The sequence below is a fragment of the [Clostridium] polysaccharolyticum genome (assembly GCF_900111595.1).
GTDB lineage: Bacteria > Bacillota > Clostridia > Lachnospirales > Lachnospiraceae > Clostridium_AI > Clostridium_AI polysaccharolyticum.
On sequence record NZ_FOHN01000002.1, the window covers coordinates 64,167 to 86,861 of the forward strand.

The window sequence follows — 22,695 nt, forward strand, 5'->3', positions numbered from 1 at the left end:
AATACTGAAATACAAGAAAAAAAGACATTCTGGCTATCCCCATTTAAAATTTACGCACAAAAACTTCGCAAACCAAACAAGCTTACGAAGTTTTTTCTTTCTAACTTTTCCTTATCAGGTCCTTAATCGTTCAAATATAGAGAAAATATCAATCTCTCCATATCCCCATTCCCGATTCGGATATACAATTTCCCTTTCTCTAGCTCCAATAACAATATACTGGCGAATAACATTGGAATTAGCATCATCATCATTTCCCTGTACAATAGCCCACTCTAACAGCAAAGCGGCTATGGCAGCTCCAACTGCTGCTGACACACTAGAACCTGTCTTTCTGCCAAACTGGTTATTTAATAATGGACCAAATACAGATACTCCTGGTGCTGCAGCCGCTGGCTGTATCTTTCCTCCTCTTGTGAATCCTCTCCCTGAGTGAATATACATACTATCCGTCTGTCCATTATATACAGATACGGTAATAATCGTTGTAGCATTTCCTGGTTCTGTGATCGTAACATTAGGTTCTGGCTGGTTAAAATAAATCGAATCTGGAATAAAATTCTGGATAGGAAGCCACATATTAAAACTATTTGCCACAGGACTTCGATTGTAAGCACGAATTTTCCAGACTCCTTTTGCTGGAGAATCAAACCTCATAAAGACTAGAAAATCTCCTGCTCCCGCCTCGATTATATAATAAGCCAGCTCTAATACTGTCTTTTCCAGTACAAACCGTATAGTCTCCTTCTTGTTTAATCTTGGCTGAATCGGATCTATCACTTCACCGCTTGGAGAAGTAAAACCTATTGCAAACAATGCTGGTGTAGTCGCCCATAACTCTAAGGAAAATCCAGATACATTTTCCCCTACATTAATCTCTAGTTCCTCAAAGTCTTCTGGCAGCACAGAACTGCTTTCATAATGATGCCCTCTGTTTCCCTCATTTCCTGTTCCTCCCACAAAAACAATCCCTGTAACAAAACCAAAATAATCTATGAAACGGCCTAGAGGAGAGGATCCATTGTGATCTCCTGAGTTAGTGCCAACTCCTATACAGATAACTATAGGTTTTCCAAGCTGTTCAGCTTTTTTTATAAGATAAGACATTCCCGTTAATATATCATTTTCTGCATAACAGTCCACATTGTCATTTACAAGAAAAAAATTTCGCAGTTTTTTTCTCGCCTGCCTAAGTTTCACCATAATAATCTCACAATTTGGTGCAATTCCAGAAAAATTATTATTTTCATCAATATTTCCTGCTGCCACTCCTGCCATAAATGTTCCATGGCCATTGGTATCCATAGATGGAACTACTTCCAGTGGGTTTTTGCTTTCCAATGCCTGGTTAATCTGCTCTTTCCCATACTCAGAACCATAAAAAAAGTTATCAGGAGCCTCCCCATCTGGAATAGACTGGTCCCATATAGCTTCTATTCTAGTAGTCCCATCCGCATTTCGGAATACCGGATTGCGATAATCAATTCCCGTATCCAGAAAACCAATCAGAACATCTTGCCCATACAGATCAATATAAGGCTGCCGACGAAGCTTTAACACTCCTGTCTGCTCCAATACTGCCGTATCCATAAGTCCAAATACTTTTGGTATAGAACGATATGTAAAATTCTGCGACCAGATTTTGGCACTGCCAATATAAACATAGATAATTGCCTGCCGAACACTAAGAATTACATAACAGACAGGCTTATATCTATCTATTATCTGCTGGAAATCTCCTGCATAATCAATTAATAATGGCAAATACTCTTCTGAATAAATCGCATTTTCACAAGTAACAGGATCAAATTGCTGATTCGGTGTATCCATGCACTCTCCGCCAATCTAATATGCTTTTATTCATTATATGCCGGAAAATGAATGTCAATGCGAATTGAAAACCAGAAAAAAGCATAAGTTCCAATAGCCAACCCGTTAGGAACTTATGCCTTTGCTTATTCTTATTCTATTAAATGTGCCTGATTACTCCTTATTTCAATAAGCGGCGCACCCTTGCCTTCAATATAATCACCTGTAATCGTAACACGCCCAATATTATCATCTTTAGGAATCTCATACATAATGTCAAGCATAAATTTCTCAATGATGGCACGCAATGCTCTGGCACCTGTATTTTTCTTCATGGCTTCTTTGGCAATCGCCTCATAAGCTGAATCATCAAAAAGCAGTTCCACTTCATCTAAGAGAAGAAGTTTCTGATACTGTTTTAAAATTGCATTTTTCGGCTCTTTCAATACCTTAACAAGCATTTCTTCTGTTAAGCCATCTAAGGTATACACAATAGGAAGCCTTCCTAAGAACTCAGGAATCATGCCGAATTTGCGTAAATCTTCTGTTGCCACTTCAGACAGGATCCTTGGATCATGATCTAACTCATCTTTCAGTTTTGCACTAAATCCGATAGATGTCTGTTTATTTAACCTGTCTTTAATAATAATATCCAGATCCGGGAACGCTCCACCACATATGAACAGAATATTTTTTGTATTGATCGTTGTCAAAGGAACCATGGCATTTTTACTTGTTGCACCAACTGGCACTTCCACTTCACTGCCTTCAAGCAGTTTTAACAGTGCCTGCTGGACAGATTCCCCGCTTACATCACGGGAATTGGTGTTTTTCTTCTTTGCAATTTTATCAATTTCATCAATAAATACAATTCCCCGTTCCGCTTTTTCCACGTCATTATCTGCCGCCTGTAATAATTTCGAAAGCACGCTTTCTACATCATCGCCAATATATCCAGCTTCCGTTAAAGAAGTGGCATCCGTAATGGCAAGGGGTACTTGCAAAATGCGGGCAAGTGTTTTTACCAGATATGTTTTTCCACTTCCTGTAGGCCCTATCATAAGCATATTGGATTTCTCAATTTCAATATCATCCATAACGCCTTCTGAAACCCTTTTATAATGATTGTATACTGCAACAGAAATCACTTTCTTTGCATATTCCTGTCCAATGACATATTCATCAAGGCTTGCTTTTATAAGATGAGGAGCTGGAAGTTTTTTCGGATCCAATGCCTTTTCAGGTTCTTCCTTTTTCTCCTTCTTTTTCTTTATTTTCTGGCTCTTTGGTATATCATGAGTCAGTGGTGTCTGATTCATCATACCCGGATTAAACGTCATAAAATCCATATATGGCACATTTCCATGATTCATGGTGTCAAACGTTTTCTGCATACAGCTGGAACAAATGCAGATATTATTGGGAATGTGAATCATTTTTCCTGCTTTGCTTTCCGGCCTGCGGCATATATAACAAATATCTTCGTAATCATTATTATCTTTGTCTGTTACATTATCCTTTGTTTCATCACTCATACTTTATCTCCTTACCTAAAACAGCTTGTGCTGAAAGACTAAATTGTTTTTATTATATCTTACAATTTCTTTCGGTACAAGCTGTTCCTTGGGTTTTTTATAAAATCTTAATCAATTTTTGCACATTTCTTACGATTTATTTATCTGCCAAAATAATCTTTGAAATATTCATAGAATTTCCGCATATCCTCATCAGAATACTTTTTAGAAGAATCCCCTTCTGGCTGTCTGCCCTTCTGGCTGTTTTCTTCCTCTTTATTGGTGCCTGCATTTCCCTTATCCGTATTACTTGAGTAATCAAGCTTTCCAAAATCAGCACTAGACATCAATGTCAATTTTAACTCCATTTCTTTGTAGGTGCCATTCTGGTAACGTTCCACTGTTAAGGAAACTTCTGTTCCTGCTTTATAGCTATTTGCCCTTTCCTGCAAAGATTCAATAGATGCGGTTCCTACACCATTTAATTTGGTAATAACATCTCCTGCCTGCACGCCTGCCTTCTGGGCTGCACCTCCTTTTGGAACCTCTCTTACATACACTCCCAGAGGAATATGGTATGTTTCACTTTCTTCTTCTGATACAGAAATTCCACTTAGTCCAAGATATCCTTCTTTTCCTTTTGGAACTTCTTCATTATTCATAAGCTCATTTAAAATTGTCTGCGCATTTGAAATAGGAATTGCAAAGCACATGCCCTCTATAGAATCCTGTACTAATTTTACTGAATTAATGCCAACTACTTCGCCATCTAAATTCAAAAGAGCACCGCCACTATTTCCTGCATTGATTGCAGCATCTGTCTGAATTAATGTCCTTTTTACATTGCTTACACTTACTTCACGGTCCAGTGCACTGATTACTCCTACTGTTGAAGACTGTCCCAGTCCTAGGGCATTTCCGATTGCTACAACAGTATCTCCAACCTTGGCACTTTCTGAATCACCAAGTTTAGCAATTCGGATTGCCTTTTTCGTGCTGTCCTCCATCTGTCTTTTCCTGACTGTGATAACGGCCAGATCCCCTGTAGAATCCGTTCCTTTGACAGCTGCGTTTACATCCTTGTCGTCACAAAATGTAACCGTTATGGTTTTCGCACCTGCAATTACATGATTATTGGTTGAAATGTAATAATACATGTCATCTTCCCCAATAATGATCCCAGATCCTGCTCCCTGCTGCATCTGGCTGTAAGTCTGCCCAAACATGCTGGTAACAGTAGATTCCACCTGACATGTAATAGAAACTATGCTTGGCATATTTTCCTCAATTACCTTTGTGACATCATTTTCCAGCTCAACATCTGTCAGTACTGCTGTATTCTCAAGAGGTTTTTCATTTACATAAGTATCTTTGGCAAGCTGTTTTTCAAATTCGCTCCGCTGGCTGGGAAAACCCTGTGATAAATCAGAAAATTTATAAGAAGCCCCCGCCGCCATTCCTACTAATAATGCTCCTGCCAGCCCTAAAACCATCTTGGCACGAAATGACATTTTTCGCTTTGGTTTTTTATCTCTTGGATTCTGATATGGGTTCCCATTGGGACTATTATTCCAGTTCTGTTGATCCATCCGTAAAACTCCTTCCCTAAAACTCTCGTTTTTCCTGTTTATACTATAACAATAATTTGTGTTCTGTTTGTGAAAAATATTTTTCCTGTTTCGTATCCACTTTACTTTTTTTGTGAAATAATTTATTGTAGAATATAATTCAATATTGTATTATAATAGTTAGACTATGTCAAAGAAAACAAAAGATATTCAAGAAAGATTACAAAGAAAGGCAATGGTGGATACATGATTAAAGATAATCAGAAACTCTTCAATAGATTTCACATACTGATTGATGCAATATTTATTGTAATCGCATTTCGCTTAACATATTATGTTCGTTTTGAAAGTTTCTTAATCTATAAATTTGACTGGCTAAATCCATTTGGCTACCAGGAACCATTTGGAATATTTGCAAGATTTCTCATTTTTATTGTTCCAGTCTATCTGATATTATATTATGGATGCCATGTATATGATTCAAAACGTTCCAAAAGTTTCCGGTATGAAATCTGGGACTTATTTAAAGCAAATGTATTCGGTATTTTCTTCTTTACTTTCCTGCTTGTAATGTTAAAGAAGAAACTGATTTACATGCGTATGTTCTTAACTATGTTCTTCTGCCTGAACTTAGGACTGACCTATATTAACAAAATTATCTTAAGAAGAGTGCTTGCATTTTACAGAAAGAAAGGATTTAACCAGAAACATGTTCTTGTTGTAGGATACAGCCGTACTGCTGAACGTTACATTAACCGTATCCTGCTAAATCCAGAATGGGGGTATCACATTCATGGCATCTTAGATGACAGCATGAAGCCAGGCGCCCATTATAGAAACATAAAAGTCCTCAGTACAACTGATAAACTTGAGTCTATTCTTTCACAAAACCAGTTAGATGAAATTGCAATTACACTAAGTATCAGTGAGTATGCCAAACTCGAGAAAATTGTAGCATTATGTGAAAAATCCGGTGTCCACACCAAGTTTATACCTGACTATAACAACATTATTCCTACAAAGCCTTACATCGAGGACTTAAACGGGCTCCCTGTAATCAACATTCGTAATGTGCCTTTAAGCAACTGGTTCAATAAAGTCCTTAAAAGAACCTTTGATATCGTTGGATCTTTTTTGGCAATTCTGGTGTTCTCCATACCAATGCTGGTAACTGCCATAATTATTAAGACCACATCAAAAGGTCCGCTTATTTTCAAACAGACTCGAATCGGACTGCACAACAAAGAATTTAAAATGTATAAATTCCGTTCAATGGAAGAACAGGCACCTGATAAAGAGAAGCAGGCATGGACTACAATGAACGATCCCCGTGTTACTCCAATCGGAAAATTCATACGTAAAACAAGTATTGATGAACTTCCACAGCTGTTTAACGTATTAAAAGGTGACATGAGCCTGGTTGGTCCAAGACCTGAACGGCCTTTCTTCGTAGAAAAGTTTAAAGAGGAAATACCTCGTTATATGGTCAAACACCAGGTACGCCCTGGAATGACTGGCTGGGCGCAGGTAAGTGGTTACCGGGGTGACACTTCTATCATTAAACGTATTGAACACGATTTATATTATATTGAAAACTGGTCTTTAGGTTTTGACATGAAAATAATGTTTTTAACCGTATTTAAAGGCTTTGTTAATAAAAATGCCTATTAGGCAGATATTCACCTGAAACTGTTTGTCCAATTCTGTTTCTTTAGCGGCAAGCAGTTTTATAACAAAGAAAAGAGGTTGGGATATGGATAAAGAATACAAGGACAAATTAAAGAAAAAACGGAAACTCTCCAAAAAAGGACGACGAAAAAGAAGAATCCGCCGTCTTCTGGCACTTGAACTTATACTGATCATTTTATTAATTCCGGCTGCATTTGCAGTCATTAGTTTATCTAAAATTCAGGTTTATAAAGCCGATTTAGATTCTGTTGCGCAAAATGACGTAAAGGATCCTAACATGAAGAATTTCACCAATATTGTAGTTTATGGGGTAGATTCCAGAGCCAATGAATTAGACAAAAATACACGAAGCGATTCCATTATGGTAGTAAGCATCAATAAAAAGACGAAAGATATTAAGCTTTCTTCTATCTACCGTGACACTTACGTCAACATTCCAGACCACGGTTTTTCGAAAATAACACACGCTTATGCCTACGGAGGTCCTGCACTATCCATAAGTACCATTAACCGCAACACGGATTTAGACATAAAAGATTTTGTCACGGTAAATTTTTCTGCTTTAACCAATGTAATTGATTTACTTGGCGGAATCGAACTGGATATAAATAAAGCTGAATTAAAGTATGTAAATGCATATACAAGAGATGTAGCAAGAATTAATGGCATGGATTTTACTTATATTAAGTCTCCAGGAAAACAGCTGGTTACTGGCGTACAAGCCACTGGTTACTGCCGTGTACGTTATACAAAAGGCGGTGACTTTACACGTGCCGAACGTCAGAGAACCGTATTGAAAGCTATTTTTGAAAAGGCAAAGAAATCCAATCCAATTACCCTCTATAAAGTAGCCAATGAAATTCTTCCTCAGATTTACACCAGCTTATCGACTGGTGAGATTATGAAATTAGGAGCTTCTCTTCCATTTTACAAAATGGCGGACAGCCAGGGATTTCCTTTTGAAAAGACAACTCCAACCATTAAAGGTGCATCCGTTGTTGTTGCCCAGACACTGGCAAGCAATGTAACAGAACTTCATGAGTATCTATTTGGAACCAGCGGATATGAACCAAGTGGTACAGTAAAAGAATTCAGTAATCAGATTGCTGGATAAAAAAGGGGGCTGTAAAAAACAGCCCCTATTTTTATCCTTTCCACTAATATGGCATAACTCTCCCACCTACTCAAACTGCCTCCAGAAATCGTCTAGCCTTTCCTTCATGGAAGAAAGACTTACAATTTCATAAGGATACCATTCCTGTGGAAATAAAGCCGTATACTGCTTCTGCATAAATCTCTCATCTAACAGCAAAATAACTCCCACATCTTCTGCAGTCCGAATTACCCGTCCTGCAGACTGAAGCACCTTATTCATTCCATTGTACAGATAAGCAAATTCAAATCCCTTACTTTCTCTTTCCTCATAATAAGAACGGAAAAGTTCCCGATCATCACAAACCATAGGAAGCCCAGTTCCCACTATAACCGCTCCAATCAGACGATCCTTCTTTAAATCAATGCCTTCACTAAAAATGCCACCCATTACACAAAAACCAATTTGCACCTTAGAAGAATTCTCTTCAAAGTTTTCCAGAAACTCTTCCTTTTCCCGTTCCGTCATATGACTGTCCTGCATAATAATCTCACAATCCTGAAACCTTTCCTGCCACTCAAGCCCTTCCATGTAATCATAAATAATTTTCATATACTGGTAAGATGGAAAAAACACAAGATAATTTCCCTTCTTTCGGGTGACAAATTCATATATATAACTGACTACTTTCTCATACTCTACATAGTTACGCCTTGTATACTTGGTACTTACGTCCTTTGCCACAAAGATTCTCCGTTTTCCCACATCAAATGGGCTTGGTACATAAACAGCATAATCCTCATTGGTTCCCGCAAGCTGCTCTTTGTAATACTGAATAGGCAAAAAAGTTGCAGAAAAGAACACTCCACTACGCCCCTTTTCAAGACATGCTTTCAAATTATCTGATGGATCCATACACTGCAGTTTTACAAAAAAGTGCCCATCTTCTTCATTTAAATAAATTTTATACTTATCATTCATGATTTCATACATATTCAGAAAATGGAAAATATCGAAATATAGTTCTAATACCTTATCACGACCTTCAAAATCCATGAACTCATTTAAAAAATTGTCCAGTTCCGTAACTGCATTCATAACCATAAGAACAAACTGATCTACAAGAGAGTGTGGAGCATATGGAATCCCCGCTTCTTTTGCTTCTTCCCATTCCTTTCTAAGAAGCAGTAGTTTACGATTGCATGCAGATAATCTTTTATCTAATTTTCTGCTTCGCATCTTAACGATTCTTTTCACTGCCAGAAAATCATCTTTTAGAAGAATCGCACTATACATTTCCCTTCCCCGCTCCACTAGGTTATGGGCTTCATCTACCAAAAAACAGTAATTATGTTTTTTCTCATTTTGAAAAAAACGGCGTAATGAAACTTTTGGATCAAATACATAATTATAATCACATATTACAGCATCTGCCCATAAAGTCACATCTAAAGCCATTTCCATTGGACATACCTGATAACGTAAGGCATATTCCTCAATTAGCTCTCTTGAAATCTCATCTTCTGAAACAAGCATATCATAAACAGCATCGTTTACACGGTCATAATGGCCTTTTGCACGTTCACAGGAAGCAGGATTGCAATCTGGCTTATCTAAGATACAGATTTTCTCTTTTGCCGTTAAGGTAATCACCTTAAGTTTCATTCCCTTATCCCGCAGAATATGAAATGTTTCCTCCGCCACTGTTCTGGTTATGGTTTTCGCTGTCAGATAAAATATCTTTTCTACCAGTTCCTCTCCCATAGCCTTTACTGCTGGAAATACAGTAGAAATTGTCTTGCCTACTCCCGTTGGTGCTTCAATGTAAAGCTTTTTCTGCCGCAGAATGGTCTGATAGACGCCTTTTACCAGTTCTTTCTGGCCTTCTCTGTACAGGAAAGGAAAATCGACTCCCTTTATACTGTCATTCCTCTTCTGCTCCCATTTAATTTGCCACACTGCCCATTTTGCATATTCATTTATCAGATTCTCATACCATTCCTTTAACGCTTCAAATGAAAATACTTTCTGAAACCGTTTGACCTCTTCCTCTTCCAGATTACAGTAAGTCATCTGGATTTCGATTTCCTTAAGGTTGTTTTCTAATGCATATATATATCCGTAACATTTCGCCTGTGCCTGATGAATTATAAAGGGTTCCTCTAGTTTTAACACATCCAGATACATTCCTTTTATTTCATCAATTACCGTCCTGCCATCTCTGGTAAAAATCCCGTCTGCACGGCCTTCAACTACAAGAGAAAACGAAACTCCATCCCGCTCCATAGGCATTTCCAGCGAAAGACTTACTTCTGGCCTATAATCGCCTCCCATGGCATTCTGGATTTTTCTGTGAATCTTGCTTCCCTTCTGCATCGCATTAGTATCCCGCATGCCTTTTCCACCAGCACTTATATCTCCAGCACGCAAAATAAATTCCACAAGGGTCCGCACCGATATTTTTACTACCCGTTTTTCCATAATAACACCTTACTCTTCCATGACCTGTAGTATTTGATTCTGTACACAAAATTCAAGACTCAACACTTTTTGCACAGGGTTCTTATCAAACTTAATGGTAATTTTTCCATTTTCCACTTTAACAATTGTACCTGTTCCATAAGTATTATGACGAACTCTTGCATTTTCTTTCATAGCTGCTTTATTCATAAGCAGTTCTCCTACAAAACGGGAACACTGCAGTTCTTTCTCATACCGTTCTTTCACATAACAGATAGTCAGATTGTCTTTTGCCCTTGTCATAGCAACATAAAACATACGGCGTTCTTCTTCCATATCTGCCACATTTACCGCCTTTCGGTGAGGAGTAATATCTTCGTTTGCATCCAGAATATAAACATGCTCAAATTCAAGGCCTTTACATCCATGGAATGTCATAAACGAAACACTTGGTATGCCTGATTCTTCTTTTTTACGAAGCTGGTCACGCAGACTTGTCTCATAATCCCGCATATAAGCAAACCATTGTTCAAAAGTCTTAAAATCCTTTGCCCCTTCACATAACTCGTCTAGCACTTCATAAAACTCATCTGGTTTTACATTCCGAAACTCTGCAAATTCTTTAATATAGGAATCATATTCCATTCCTTTACGTATATACTGAAGTGCGGCATAAGGTGCCATAGAAGATATCATGTTCAAATCATATTCCAATTTAAAAATACGTTCTACCATATAAGGCTTATCCTTATAATAATCCCTAAGCTTTGCCAGATTCACTACTGGTTCTCTTAAGCTGTCTCTGGAAATGTATCGTTTCGGCCGGTTCATCACTTCCAAAAAGATTCCTCGATCCATCTTACCTTGTGCCATTTGAATATAAGCAATCATATTCTTTGCTATCCAGTGTTCAAAAATATTTGGCATAGTATCTTTCATGCGAAATGGAATGTTATATGCCATAAACAGTCCCAAAAGAGAACGTGGCTGCTTATTGGTACGGAACAGGATAGCAATTTCATTTAAATCCACTCCCTGTTTCGAAAGTTCCAGAATTTCCTTTACAATTGCATGGTTTTCTTCCTTGCCAGTTGGATAGCAGTTCACACAGACATCATGAGTGGCCTTGCGGACAGCCTGAATATTTTTCGGAAAACGGTGGCTGTTGTTCTCTACCACTCTAAGTGCAGCATCTACAATTTTCTTCTGGGAACGGTAATTGTACTCAAGTACAACCTGACTGGCAGTTGGAAAGTCTTTATCAAAATTCAGCATAATCTCAGGCTTCGCCCCACGAAAACGATATAGACTCTGATCATCATCTCCTACTAAAAACAGATTTTTACGCTCTCCCGCTAATAGTTTCGTAATCTCATACTGCATAATGTTACTATCTTGTGCCTCATCCACCATAATATACTGGTAGCGCTTCTGCCACATAGCCAGAATATCTTTTCGCTGCTGAAACAGTTCCAGACAGTAAATCATCATATCATCAAAATCAATTTTATTTAAACTACGTAACTTATTTTCATATTCTTTATATACCGTCGTAAAAGACACTTCCGAACAGTTTAGCGAAAAATAGTAGTCAATATCAATCCCGCTGCCCTTTACAAAACTGATTTCACTTATCAGGTTTTCAATCAGTTCCTTCTCGTCCTCTATCTCAAAATCCATCTTGGCAACAATCTCATGTATAATCTGGTACTTCATGTCCTCCCGCAAAATGTTGTCTCCCCGGAACCCATAAGCATACTTTAAAATATTAAAGAACACCGCATGAAACGTTCCAAAAGTGACTCCTTGCACATGGCATAATCTTTCAAAACGTCCCTTCATTTCTGCTGCTGCTGCCTTAGTAAAAGTAATCACTAAAACTGTTCTAGGATCCACACCATGCTGTTCAATTAAATATTTTGTCCTTTGAGTAATAACAAAGGTTTTCCCCGATCCAGGCCCTGCCAGCACAAGCATTGGCCCTTGGTTGTGCTCAATTGCTTCTTTCTGCGCCTTACTAAACTCCATGTCTATCCTTTCTATCCTATTCAAATCCTATGTTAGGCTATTAAGCTAAACAGCACAGCAAATAGCTCCCTATTCGCTGTGCTGCTTCATTTATCCTATTTGGATAGTAATTCGATTGCAGCTTTTACTCTTGCAACCGTTTCATCTTTACCAATAATCTCCATAATTTCTGTTGCTCCACCTGGTGTAGACTGTTTGCCAGAAACTGCTGTACGAAGTGGCCACATTACATAACCATTCTTATAGCCTTTTTCTTTTACAAACTCTACAAGGGCTGCATACAAAGCATCATTGGAGTAGTCCTCCTGTTCCTCTAATACTGGAAGGATTTCCTGTAACACTAAAAGAGAGGTTTCTTCGCTGGTTTTCATCTTCTTGTGTGTATACATTGCTGTATCATATTCAGGAACCGCTTCAAAGAAATCAATAATATCTTTAATATCCGGGAATGTTTCAATTCTGGACTGTACCAGTGCTGCAATTTTCTTCAGGTCATAATCCTTTGTAACAGTTTCCCGAATGTATGGTTCTGCTGCTTGAAAAAATGCATCAAAATCCATCTTCTTAATGTATTCGCCATTCATCCATTTTAATTTCACTACGTCGAATACAGCTGGAGATTTATTAATTCTATGATAATCAAATTCCTTGATAAGTTCTTCTAAAGAAAAAATTTCCTTGTCCTCTGCTGGACTCCATCCTAATAATGCTACAAAGTTTACTACAGCCTCTGGCAAGAAACCTTGTGCAAGCAAATCCTCAAAAGAAGCATGTCCGCTACGTTTGCTTAATTTTTTATGTTCTTCGTTTGTAATAGTTGGACAGTGTACATATACTGGAACTTCCCATCCAAAAGCATCATATAAACGATTGTATTTTGGCGAAGAAGATAAATACTCATTGCCACGAACTACGTGAGTGATTTTCATTAAATGATCATCTACTACGTTTGCAAAGTTGTAAGTTGGATAACCGTCGGATTTAATCAGAATCATATCATCTAATTCTGCATTGTCTACTGTAATATCTCCATAAATAACATCATGGAATGTAGTAGTTCCTTCTGCAGGATTATTCTGACGGATAACGTAAGGCATGCCTGCTTTTAAGTTTGCTTCAACTTCTTCCTTTGATAAGTGAAGGCAGTGCTTGTCATATTTCGTAATTTCTTTATCGTCAGTTCCTTCCACTTTGCTCTTTAGAGATTCCAAACGCTCTTTCGTACAGAAACAGTAATAAGCTTCACCTTTTTCAACTAGCTGTTTTGCATATTCAAGGTATAAGCCCTGTGCCTGTCTTTCGCTCTGTACATATGGTCCGTATCCACCATCTTTGTCTGGACCTTCATCATGAATTAATCCAGTACCAGCCATAGTACGATATATGATATCAAGTGCACCTTCTACAAAACGTTCCTGATCTGTATCTTCAATTCTTAATAGAAAATCTCCATCTTCATGTTTTGCAATTAAATAAGCATATAATGCCGTTCTTAGATTCCCTACGTGCATTTTTCCTGTAGGACTTGGTGCAAATCTTGTTCTTATCTTAGACATATAATAACCTCACTTTATAATATAAACCTGTAATTTTAAAACAATCCGAATTTTATTATATACTAAAAAAAAATTGAAATCAACCTTGGCTTTTTTAGTCGACATTGAAACCAAAAAAGATCCTTATGTAACGTTAAAATCATATAAATCCACCTACCTAATATTGTAAAAGATACTTAAAACTCTTTATATCAATCTTCTCTATCTGCTTCTCAACCTTAGCAGCTATTAAAATGTTATTTACCTGCCTAATTAATTCTAATTCATTTACACCTATCTTTTTCAGTTCTTTAAAATCCGCTTTTATATATTCCATATTCCAGTCACAATCATCTTTATTTTCTAAAAAACCACTCGCAATTTCATAAGCTTGTTCTTTTTCTAATTCCGTAATTTCTTTATCATAAACAATAACTGCCTTTATAAAATTGTCTCTGCTTGTAAAATCTTCTGGATCAAGATATGTAAAATCTTCTGCCTGACTAGGTCTTTTCAAATCAACTAACATCAAGTAAAATTTTACATTACCATATAATGCTTTTTTTATTTCATAAACTTCAATCTCTTTCGTTAATAACAATCTTCTTAATAACATATCCTTCTATTCACCTTATATACTAATTATCATGATCTCCATGACTAGCTGAACCATCTACTCCCTCTGAACCTTCTAACCCTTCTTTTTTATTCTCAGCATGTACATGCCATTTTGCATTTGCATTATCATTATGTGGCGGATCTACTCTAAATCTCCAGCCACCTCCCAAATCAATCCACTGTCCTGAATTTCCTGCATACACTACATTGACGTTACTAAAAGAAAATGAAAAAAACAACAAACTATTAATAATAAAGATAAAACTTTTATTCTTTTCATAATACCTCCCTATATTCTATTGTAAAAAGTTATAGCAGAAGCATTACTAATATACTGCATTTTAAATATATATTCAACTATCTATGCCAGCATCCAGCATTGAAAAATAAATTGAATTATTACGATCTTACTTTAGAAAGCTTCAATTCCAGTGCTGGCTCAAGACTTTCCCTGTATAGTTTCCATTCGTTTGCCTTGCTTTAGAATTAACCCGTATATTTTTCTATGAAAGCGAAATCAGATCTCCTCAGATAACTCGCTCTCTTTTTTTATCTGTTTTTTTGCTAATAAAAATCCTAACACACAGCCCGCAAGAAGCATCAATAGGGAGCAGCCTCCTAAAACTGCAGGCCTTCCAAACACAGGCTCTTTGGACTGTTTGACTTCACCTTGCAAAGGCTGAGATTCATTATCCTCTTCCTGGCCAGATTCCCCTGTTTCTTTTGTTGTTTCTTCTGCCGTTTCCTCTTCTGTAACTTCCTTTTCTTCTCCTTCTACCATATCTGCTTCTTCTATTGCTTCACCTTCAGAAGCATAATTTTCTGAATTAACGGCCTCTTCACCAGCCAAATCCGAATCTGCCGGCTTCGTCTCTTTACGGGTGTATTCTTCCTCTAATCCTTCCTGCCCTTCCACTACAATACAATCCTCATCTTCATCCCCCACAGCCGCTGCTGTCAGATATACGACTGGTATAAAATTAGCTCCAAATGATATTTTCATGATTTATCCTCCTATTATAACTCCATTTCCTCTTCAAGCAGTTTCTTTTTTCGATAGCGGCTAATCATAAATCTCCGCACCACTAAAGCAGACAAAGCAAAAATCATAACTTCCACCAGAATAAAAACCGGAAGACTAATAGAACTATTTCTTTTTGCATTATCCACATTGTCTGGTTCAGTACCCATATCATTTACATTAATTCCAGTCGCTGGAACCACTTCGCCTTTAAAGACAGCTTTCTTTTTTCCTTTTTTCCCATTGCTATTTTCATATGTTACAATCATAACTCCAGTTGCAGTACCTTCCACGATTGGAGTAATCTCGGCTTCATGACTGCTTCCTTTCCCTGCTTCAACAGTACCAATGTAATAAGATTTCTGGGCAGTTTCAAAATCTCCCTTTATTTCTATCTGAACATTATACAGTGGTGATTTTCCCTGGTTATGGAATTCAAAGGTGAGCCTGTCAGCTTCTCCATAAATCAATTCGCCATAAGCACCCACCTTAATGATATTTAGAGATGGCCTTGCATTTTCTTCCACTTGAATGCTTAAAACCTCACTTGCAAGAACCCCTGATGTTACTACTTCTTTTCCATTTTGCACACTCCTGTAATCATATTGAAACTCAAGTTTTAAGGGATAGGATTTCGTCGTGCAATTCCCATTTACTTTAATCGGAATTTCCATATGCTTACAATTTTTCGCTTCTATGGACGTTATATAAAAACTATTACTTCCCTTTGCAATTGAAAATGCTCCCGTTTCGTCTGATGTCATAGTCACTCTAATATTTTCTGCCCTGGAAGACACATGTGTATTAGCTACATCAAACTTAAGCTTAAACATTCCACCAGCCATAACACTTTCTTTTCCCGCTGTATATTTTTTTATAATAAGCCTTGGAACTCCTTTAGAAACATCCTCCTTTTTTGCTTTTATATTTTTTACGTACAGCTTGACACTATCTGAATTCTCTATTCCATTGGCATCTCGAAACACTACTGCATAGTCTATATAACTTAAACCACCTTCAATCTGCCTGGAAATATTATAACTAAGCTTCACGCTTCTCTTCTGTCCAATTTTCAGGCTTTTTATATATACTGCTGGATTTTCCCCTAACGGAGTAAATGTCTTGCGTGACAGTTCTTTTGGAGTTACCGTAATATTCTTAGCCTCCAGTTTTCCTACATTTAGAATGTCAAATGATAACGTGACATTTTCTCCTGCTACAGGCATTTTTTCCGACTGTCTTATATTCCGTATTAAAATTTTGGGAGCCTTTGGCTTAGTATCCCTTTTTCTTTCTGTCCGAATATAAAACTCCTCTCTTTCCACCACATAATTTGTATCTTCTTCTCGTACATGATAAGAAACTCTAATTGTAATTTTCTTAGACCCAGATACTGCATTTTTGGATACTTTTACAGGTAACGTTATCTTCCTGCTTTTATTCGGTTTTATAGGTGAGAGCTTTTTTTTGACTCCATTCTCTGCTGGCAAAATTCCATCATCATTCATTCCTTCATAATCAACAATAATATTTGTAGCAGTACCATCCCCTGTATTTTTTATTGTATATACTACATCAGCAGTTTCACCATACTGCATTACCGATTTGCACTGAATATCCGATATCGTCAGTTCTGCACTGGTAACAACTTGTTCTTCCGCCTCATAAGTCACAGAAATAACATCTTCTAACTGGTAGGACTCTATATCTGAATGGGCATCGCCAGCCAGAAAAATAATCGGAAGGTTATATGTTTTAGTAGAAGTACTTTCTTTTGCCATTATGGTAAACTTTAAGAAATAATCTCCTCCACCAATATGGTTTACCTCTATATACTTATCTTTCTCATCTTTCTGATACAGTTTAGGTACTCCCTTAATAGTAAACGGTGTATTTCTTGTATTCACTGCAATTTTATGTACTTCCCTTTCCCTGCTGGCCCGAACTGCTAATGTCACTTCTGCCTTTTCTTCTTGCTTTAGAGTAATTTCCGGAACTTCTTCTGTTGCAAATACAAACCACTTAGGTCCTTCACTTTCACTTCCACTAGCATAACATGCTCCCATATTCCAATTGCAGACGCTTGTAATGCAAAAAATCAGTACACTTATGTAACATAAAAAATTTATTCTTGTATTCATTCCTGAATTTATTCTTGTATTCATTCTCTACTGTCTTCTCCTTTTTATTCTTCCTCTCCCTATAAATCAAAAACCCAACAAGAATACGTCTTCCTGTCAGGTTAATCTATTCAGCCTAAGTTATGTAATTCTTGTTACACTTCCAAAAATGCTTTGATACATTTTACAGCATGATCAATGCCACCAAAATCTGTACGAATGGACAAATCATAATTATTTACATTTCCCCATTTCTCATTGGCATGGAAGTTATAATAATTTGCACGACGTTTATCCTGACGCAAGATAGTCTCCGCCGCCTTTTCTGACGCAATTCCATATTCTTCAACGGAACGCTTGATTCTGGAATCTAAATCTGCGCATATAAAGATGTTAACCACATCCTCTCTCTCTTTCAGTACATAATCTGCACAACGTCCAACAATAATACAAGGACCTTCATCTGCAACTTTACGAATGACACTTGACTGTGCTAGAAAGATTCTGTCATCTATTGACAGACTGGCATACCCAAAATCATGACTGCTATAAGCTCCAGCTCCCATAGCAATTGAGTATAAAAAACTATTGGTTGCCTTTTCTTCTGCCCGTTCAAATGCTTTGACTGCAAAGCCGCTTTCCTTCGCTGCTAAATTAATAATCTCGTTGTCATAGAAAGGAATATCAAATGCTTCGGCTAACTTTTTACCAACAATACGGCCTCCACTTCCAAACTGTCTGCCGATTGTAATAACCTTATTCATAAAAATACCTCCTCATCCAATATGCATCTGATTCTATTTTACAACCCGCCTCCCTCTTTGTAAAGGAGACAGGCTATTTTCCTAATTACGTCCAAACTCGCTTAATTTAAGTCCTTCGTTTCTTTCTTCCACTGTACGGATACTCCATGGATGTGTAAATATTAATAATGGATTACCTTTTAAATCCTTAATCTTTTTAGTATCAGAAGTTACACTTAAGCTGGCAACATCAATATCATCATTTTCAATCCAGCGAATATGCTCGTATGGCAAAGGTTCTAAACGGATCTCTACTCGATATTCAGATTCCAGACGGAATTTTAACACATCAAACTGAAGCACGCCTACAACACCTACGATGATTTCTTCCATACCTGTATTAAACTCCTGGAATATCTGAATCGCACCTTCCTGAGCAATCTGCTCAATCCCTTTAATGAACTGTTTCCTCTTCATCGTATCAATCTGGCGCACTTTCGCAAAATGTTCTGGTGCAAACGTTGGAATCCCTTCGTACTGGAATGGTTTTTTTGCTGTACAAAGCGTATCTCCAATAGAAAAGATTCCCGGATCAAAAACACCAATAATATCCCCTGCATAAGCCTCCGTAACATGATGTCTTTCCTGTGCCATCATCTGCTGTGGCTGGCTTAGGCGGATTTTCTTATTTCCCTGCACATGGAACACTTCCATGCCAGCATCGAATTTACCTGAACAGATACGCATAAATGCAATTCTGTCTCGATGGGCTTTATTCATATTTGCCTGAATCTTAAATACAAATGCTGAAAAATCATCACAAAATGGTGATATTTCACCTACATCTGAGTTACGAGGCAATGGTGTTGTTGTCATATCCAGAAAATGACGAAGGAAAGTTTCTACACCAAAGTTTGTTAAAGCCGAACCAAAGAATACTGGTGAAAGCTTGCCTGCCTGCACTCTTTCCAGATCAAATTCATCACTGGCACCATCAAGCAGTTCGATTTCATCCATTAATACTCTATGATTTTCTGCTCCAATAATGTCATCTAAATTGGCATCTCCTAAATTTACTTCTACAGAATCTACCTCTTTCTGCCCATTGTTGGCTGCATAAAAACGAGTAATTGTTTCCTTCTGTCTGTCATAAACACCTTTAAAGTTCTTACCAGAACCGATTGGCCAGTTAATTGGACAGGTACGGATTCCAAGAACCGTTTCAATTTCATCAATCAGTTCAAAAGGATCATTTGCTTCACGATCCATTTTATTGACAAATGTAAAAATAGGAATTCCACGCATAACACAGACTTTAAATAATTTAATGGTCTGTGCCTCCACACCTTTCGATCCGTCAATAACCATGACAGCGGAGTCTGCTGCCATCAATGTACGGTAAGTATCCTCAGAGAAGTCCTGATGTCCTGGTGTATCCAATATGTTTATGCAATAACCGTCATAGTTAAACTGAAGAACAGAAGATGTTACAGAAATACCTCTTTCCTTCTCAATTTCCATCCAGTCAGAAACTGCATGTCTAGAAGCCTTACGGCCCTTAACAGAACCTGCAAGGTTAATAGCACCACCATAAAGCAGGAATTTTTCCGTTAATGTTGTTTTGCCAGCATCTGGATGGGAAATAATAGCAAATGTTCTTCTTTTCTTTATTTCATTCGTTATGTCCGACACAGGGATAACCTCCTTAAATCGCTCGAAAAATTTCTTATTTTTTATATAATCTCAGAACATTCTATACTATAAGGAACTTTTATGTCAAGGTTATCCATAATTTCTATCCATAAATTACTTCTGCCTCCGTTTTTTTCAGAATATCCATCCGTCCATAATAGTGCTTCCGTTCTTGAAACCTTTCTAAAAAAATAGCCAGGTAAAATAAAATTTCTTTTCTACCTGGCCATTTGCTTCTTATAAGCAGAATTCGCTTACGATCTGTTTCAAATCCTGTGCATATATCTCGTTTTCTTCCACTTTCCTGCTAGTATCTGAAACAAGTCCAACCACATTTCCTGTTTTTTCTGCAATGTGTGTTACTCCGTTGGCTGCTTCATTCATATTTCCTGCTATTTCAGAAACTGCTGAAGCGATTTCCCTTGTTACACTGCTTAACTGATTAATTTCTACATTAATATTATCCATACTTATCTGGATTTTTTTTGCATCTTCACTATACTGGAGACTGGATTCTTTAAAATTACCGTAATCTCTTGAAATATCCTTTTCAAAGAAACGTAACGTAGTTTCCAGACACTCCGAAATATTAGCAACTGCATCTGTTACATCGCCAACAATAGCTGAGATACCACTTACTGTACTCGCTGACTGACTCGCTAATGCACTGATTTCATTGGCAACTACACCAAATCCTTTTCCTAGTTCGCCAGCTCTTGCTGCCTCAATAGAAGCATTCAATGCAAGCAAAGAGGTCTGGTCTGCAATATCCATAATCGTGCTGCTTAGCATTTCTATTTTTTCTACTGCTTTGGATTTTTCAATGGCAATTTCCGAACGTGCTTTCACTTTCGCATACATTTCCTCTGCTTTCTTGGATGCCCTGGTAGTGTCTTCTTCCAATTCTACAGCCCGCTCCAGAATTAAGCTTGCCAGTTCCGTTCCTGTACTTGTTTTTTCTTTAATACGGTCTGTATTTTCTTCAATTCCCAAAACGTCTCCATTAATAATATCTATATTGGCTGTTGCCTCCTGCATACCTGCAGCCATTTCCTGTGACGTAGAGGAATTTTCCTGTGAATGCTCATTTACCACTGAAATATTGGATGTCAGCTCATTAGAACACTGCACAAGCTGTTCTGATGTAGAATTAATTTTTTTCACTATGCTTTTCAGATTATTCTGCATCATATTATACTTCTTAGCAATTAAACCAATTTCATCTTTTCTGACACAAAGTTTTAATAAATTGTCATCCTCCTGCAGATCCAGCTTAGACGCATTATCAAAAACCTTTTCCAGTTTTTTTATGCCGGTAATGATATTGCCTGCAAACAAATATGCCACTATTAAAAGCAGAATGCAGACTGCCGCTTCACTCCGTATTGCTGTATACTTAAGTTTTTTTGTGGACGCAATAACCTGGGCTTTATCTGCAGTAACCACTGTAATCATTTTTGTTTGTGGACTTACACAATACCCTGCATATTTTTTCTTCCCTTTAAAACGGTATTCTACTACTTCCCTCTCAACATTTTCGCCTTTACTAAGCTTTTTGACTACTCCCTTAATTACTTCATTTTCAACCTGATTTCCAACTTTCTTACTATCTGGATGATACAGCACAATTCCATTCGAACTCACCAGATAAACATAACTGCCCTGTATTCCATTTACTTTTACATCCTTTAACATTCCAGATAACGCAGACGTCTCAACCATGGTTCCCATTCCACCAAGCTTGTGCTCTACAAGGCTGGAATAAGACCTTGCCAGATCTTCCATGCTATACTGAATAGACTGTACGTTCTGTTTATCAAATTTCGGAACTATAACTATGTAACACACACTTGCAGAGATGCATATGCATCCCAGCACCAAAATCAAAAACCTGAACCTGATTGTATGTAATAAAGCAATTTTATCACTATCTTTCTTTTTTGCTTGTTCCATTCTCTTTCCTCCCCTTTTTCTTTTCATTTGTACATATTAATATCATATCATATAATGTGTAAAAATGTAAATATTCCTTCTAGGTTTTATGTTTTTTGTGAAATATAAACAATCCATTTCACTAAAGTGACCACAGTTCTTCCACACAAACATTTGTTTGTACCCAAAAAAACAAAAAAATTACGAAATATGATGGCACCAAACACTCTCAGCAATCTGGTGCCTCATACTGCGTAACATCTTTCGATTTATATAATAATAGACATTATCTTTTCGCTAGTTATTCTTATAAGTATTTTTCAATCTCAGCTTTCATTTTCTCAGGTAAAACAGTTGGTGCATATTTTTTTACTAACTTTCCTTCTTTATCTAAGAAATATTTTGTAAAGTTCCATTTAATCTCTCCTGCAAAATATTCTGGATCCTGACTCTTTAAATACTTAAATAACGGATGAGCAGTTTTTCCATTTACGTCTACTGCTTCAAATACCGGGAAAGTAATCCCAAGTGCTTCATATACTTCTTTGGTTTCCTCATTGCTTCTGTCTTCCTTCTTTCCAAACTGGTTACATGGGAAACCTAGAATAACCAGTCCCTTATCCTTGCACTCAGCATATAACTGTTCTAATCCTTTTAACTGAGATGCGAAATCACAATCACTTGCTGTATTAACAACTACTACTGCTTTCCCCTTGTAGTCTTCCATTTTAACCTCTTGCCCATTTATTCCCTTCGCCTTAAAATCGTAAAAATTCATAAATACCTTTCCTTTCTAACTCGTTGCCTGATGTGTTTAATGTGTAAATGAACTTAATAAATTAGCTACTTTCGATTTGGTTATGTAAAAAACTA

General features: G+C 37.2%; 16 protein-coding genes. 2 read left to right on the plus strand and 14 right to left on the minus strand.

What is annotated here, in order from left to right; translation table 11 throughout:
• Positions 1-114 precede the first annotated feature (114 nt).
• From BMY85_RS01630 to BMY85_RS01640, 3 genes are all read right to left on the minus strand, one after another.
• Positions 115-1,830, minus strand: coding sequence for a S8 family peptidase (locus BMY85_RS01630; protein WP_092475496.1), 1,716 nt, complete (start codon positions 1,828-1,830; stop codon positions 115-117).
• Positions 1,831-1,961: 131 nt separating this feature from the next.
• Positions 1,962-3,344: an ATP-dependent Clp protease ATP-binding subunit ClpX gene (gene clpX / locus BMY85_RS01635; protein ID WP_092475497.1), complete on the minus strand. Its 1,383-nt coding sequence runs from the start codon at positions 3,342-3,344 to the stop codon at positions 1,962-1,964.
• Positions 3,345-3,484: 140 nt separating this feature from the next.
• Positions 3,485-4,912, minus strand: coding sequence for a S1C family serine protease (locus BMY85_RS01640; protein ID WP_092475500.1), 1,428 nt, complete (start codon positions 4,910-4,912; stop codon positions 3,485-3,487).
• Between the two features lie 225 nt (positions 4,913-5,137).
• Between BMY85_RS01640 and BMY85_RS01645 the strand changes: the two genes are divergently transcribed.
• Positions 5,138-6,562 carry an undecaprenyl-phosphate glucose phosphotransferase gene (locus BMY85_RS01645; protein WP_092475502.1) on the plus strand — a complete coding sequence of 475 codons (1,425 nt, stop codon included), beginning with the start codon at positions 5,138-5,140 and terminating at the stop codon, positions 6,560-6,562.
• Positions 6,563-6,644: 82 nt separating this feature from the next.
• Positions 6,645-7,694: an LCP family protein gene (locus tag BMY85_RS01650; RefSeq protein ID WP_092475506.1), complete on the plus strand. Its 1,050-nt coding sequence runs from the start codon at positions 6,645-6,647 to the stop codon at positions 7,692-7,694.
• Positions 7,695-7,760: 66 nt separating this feature from the next.
• Here the strand turns inward: BMY85_RS01650 and BMY85_RS01655 are convergent, their stop codons facing one another.
• The 11 genes from BMY85_RS01655 to BMY85_RS01705 form a co-directional block, all read right to left on the minus strand.
• Positions 7,761-10,154 (minus strand): ATP-dependent DNA helicase, encoded by a 2,394-nt coding sequence (locus tag BMY85_RS01655; protein WP_092475509.1) that lies wholly within the window; start codon positions 10,152-10,154, stop codon positions 7,761-7,763.
• Between the two features lie 9 nt (positions 10,155-10,163).
• Entirely contained in the window at positions 10,164-12,161 is a 1,998-nt protein-coding gene (locus BMY85_RS01660) for an ATP-dependent helicase (RefSeq protein ID WP_092475512.1), read from the minus strand.
• Positions 12,162-12,256: 95 nt separating this feature from the next.
• A complete protein-coding gene (gene gltX, locus BMY85_RS01665) occupies positions 12,257-13,717 on the minus strand; it encodes a glutamate--tRNA ligase (protein WP_092475514.1) in 1,461 nt (486 codons plus the stop codon).
• Positions 13,718-13,874: 157 nt separating this feature from the next.
• Positions 13,875-14,312: a hypothetical protein gene (locus BMY85_RS01670; protein ID WP_092475517.1), complete on the minus strand. Its 438-nt coding sequence runs from the start codon at positions 14,310-14,312 to the stop codon at positions 13,875-13,877.
• Positions 14,313-14,334: 22 nt separating this feature from the next.
• Positions 14,335-14,517 (minus strand): hypothetical protein, encoded by a 183-nt coding sequence (locus BMY85_RS01675; RefSeq protein ID WP_143066304.1) that lies wholly within the window; start codon positions 14,515-14,517, stop codon positions 14,335-14,337.
• 314 nt (positions 14,518-14,831) lie between these two features.
• A complete protein-coding gene (locus BMY85_RS01680) occupies positions 14,832-15,317 on the minus strand; it encodes a hypothetical protein (RefSeq protein WP_092475523.1) in 486 nt (161 codons plus the stop codon).
• Between the two features lie 14 nt (positions 15,318-15,331).
• Positions 15,332-17,500, minus strand: coding sequence for a COG1361 S-layer family protein (locus BMY85_RS01685; protein ID WP_092475525.1), 2,169 nt, complete (start codon positions 17,498-17,500; stop codon positions 15,332-15,334).
• A gap of 110 nt (positions 17,501-17,610) precedes the next feature.
• Complete coding sequence (locus BMY85_RS01690) at positions 17,611-18,219, minus strand: cytidylate kinase-like family protein (protein WP_092475528.1); 609 nt, start codon at positions 18,217-18,219, stop codon at positions 17,611-17,613.
• Positions 18,220-18,300: 81 nt separating this feature from the next.
• Positions 18,301-19,890, minus strand: a complete 1,590-nt coding sequence (locus BMY85_RS01695; RefSeq protein WP_092475531.1) for a peptide chain release factor 3 — start codon at positions 19,888-19,890, stop codon at positions 18,301-18,303.
• A gap of 237 nt (positions 19,891-20,127) precedes the next feature.
• Positions 20,128-21,843 carry a methyl-accepting chemotaxis protein gene (locus BMY85_RS01700; RefSeq protein WP_177180577.1) on the minus strand — a complete coding sequence of 572 codons (1,716 nt, stop codon included), beginning with the start codon at positions 21,841-21,843 and terminating at the stop codon, positions 20,128-20,130.
• Between the two features lie 286 nt (positions 21,844-22,129).
• Positions 22,130-22,600: a glutathione peroxidase gene (locus tag BMY85_RS01705; protein WP_092475537.1), complete on the minus strand. Its 471-nt coding sequence runs from the start codon at positions 22,598-22,600 to the stop codon at positions 22,130-22,132.
• Positions 22,601-22,695: the final 95 nt, after the last annotated feature.

Excerpts from the sequence above, each read along its gene's own strand:
- BMY85_RS01630 (WP_092475496.1), bottom strand. The coding sequence starts at position 1,830 with ATGGATACACCGAATCAGCAATTTGATCCTGTTACTTGTGAAAATGCG.
- clpX (WP_092475497.1), bottom strand. The coding sequence starts at position 3,344 with ATGAGTGATGAAACAAAGGATAATGTAACAGACAAAGATAATAATGAT.
- BMY85_RS01640 (WP_092475500.1), bottom strand. The coding sequence starts at position 4,912 with ATGGATCAACAGAACTGGAATAATAGTCCCAATGGGAACCCATATCAG.
- BMY85_RS01645 (WP_092475502.1), top strand. The coding sequence starts at position 5,138 with ATGATTAAAGATAATCAGAAACTCTTCAATAGATTTCACATACTGATT.
- BMY85_RS01650 (WP_092475506.1), top strand. The coding sequence starts at position 6,645 with ATGGATAAAGAATACAAGGACAAATTAAAGAAAAAACGGAAACTCTCC.
- BMY85_RS01655 (WP_092475509.1), bottom strand. The coding sequence starts at position 10,154 with ATGGAAAAACGGGTAGTAAAAATATCGGTGCGGACCCTTGTGGAATTT.
- BMY85_RS01660 (WP_092475512.1), bottom strand. The coding sequence starts at position 12,161 with ATGGAGTTTAGTAAGGCGCAGAAAGAAGCAATTGAGCACAACCAAGGG.
- gltX (WP_092475514.1), bottom strand. The coding sequence starts at position 13,717 with ATGTCTAAGATAAGAACAAGATTTGCACCAAGTCCTACAGGAAAAATG.
- BMY85_RS01670 (WP_092475517.1), bottom strand. The coding sequence starts at position 14,312 with ATGTTATTAAGAAGATTGTTATTAACGAAAGAGATTGAAGTTTATGAA.
- BMY85_RS01680 (WP_092475523.1), bottom strand. The coding sequence starts at position 15,317 with ATGAAAATATCATTTGGAGCTAATTTTATACCAGTCGTATATCTGACA.
- BMY85_RS01685 (WP_092475525.1), bottom strand. The coding sequence starts at position 17,500 with ATGAATACAAGAATAAATTCAGGAATGAATACAAGAATAAATTTTTTA.
- BMY85_RS01690 (WP_092475528.1), bottom strand. The coding sequence starts at position 18,219 with ATGAATAAGGTTATTACAATCGGCAGACAGTTTGGAAGTGGAGGCCGT.
- BMY85_RS01700 (WP_177180577.1), bottom strand. The coding sequence starts at position 21,843 with ATGGAACAAGCAAAAAAGAAAGATAGTGATAAAATTGCTTTATTACAT.
- BMY85_RS01705 (WP_092475537.1), bottom strand. The coding sequence starts at position 22,600 with ATGAATTTTTACGATTTTAAGGCGAAGGGAATAAATGGGCAAGAGGTT.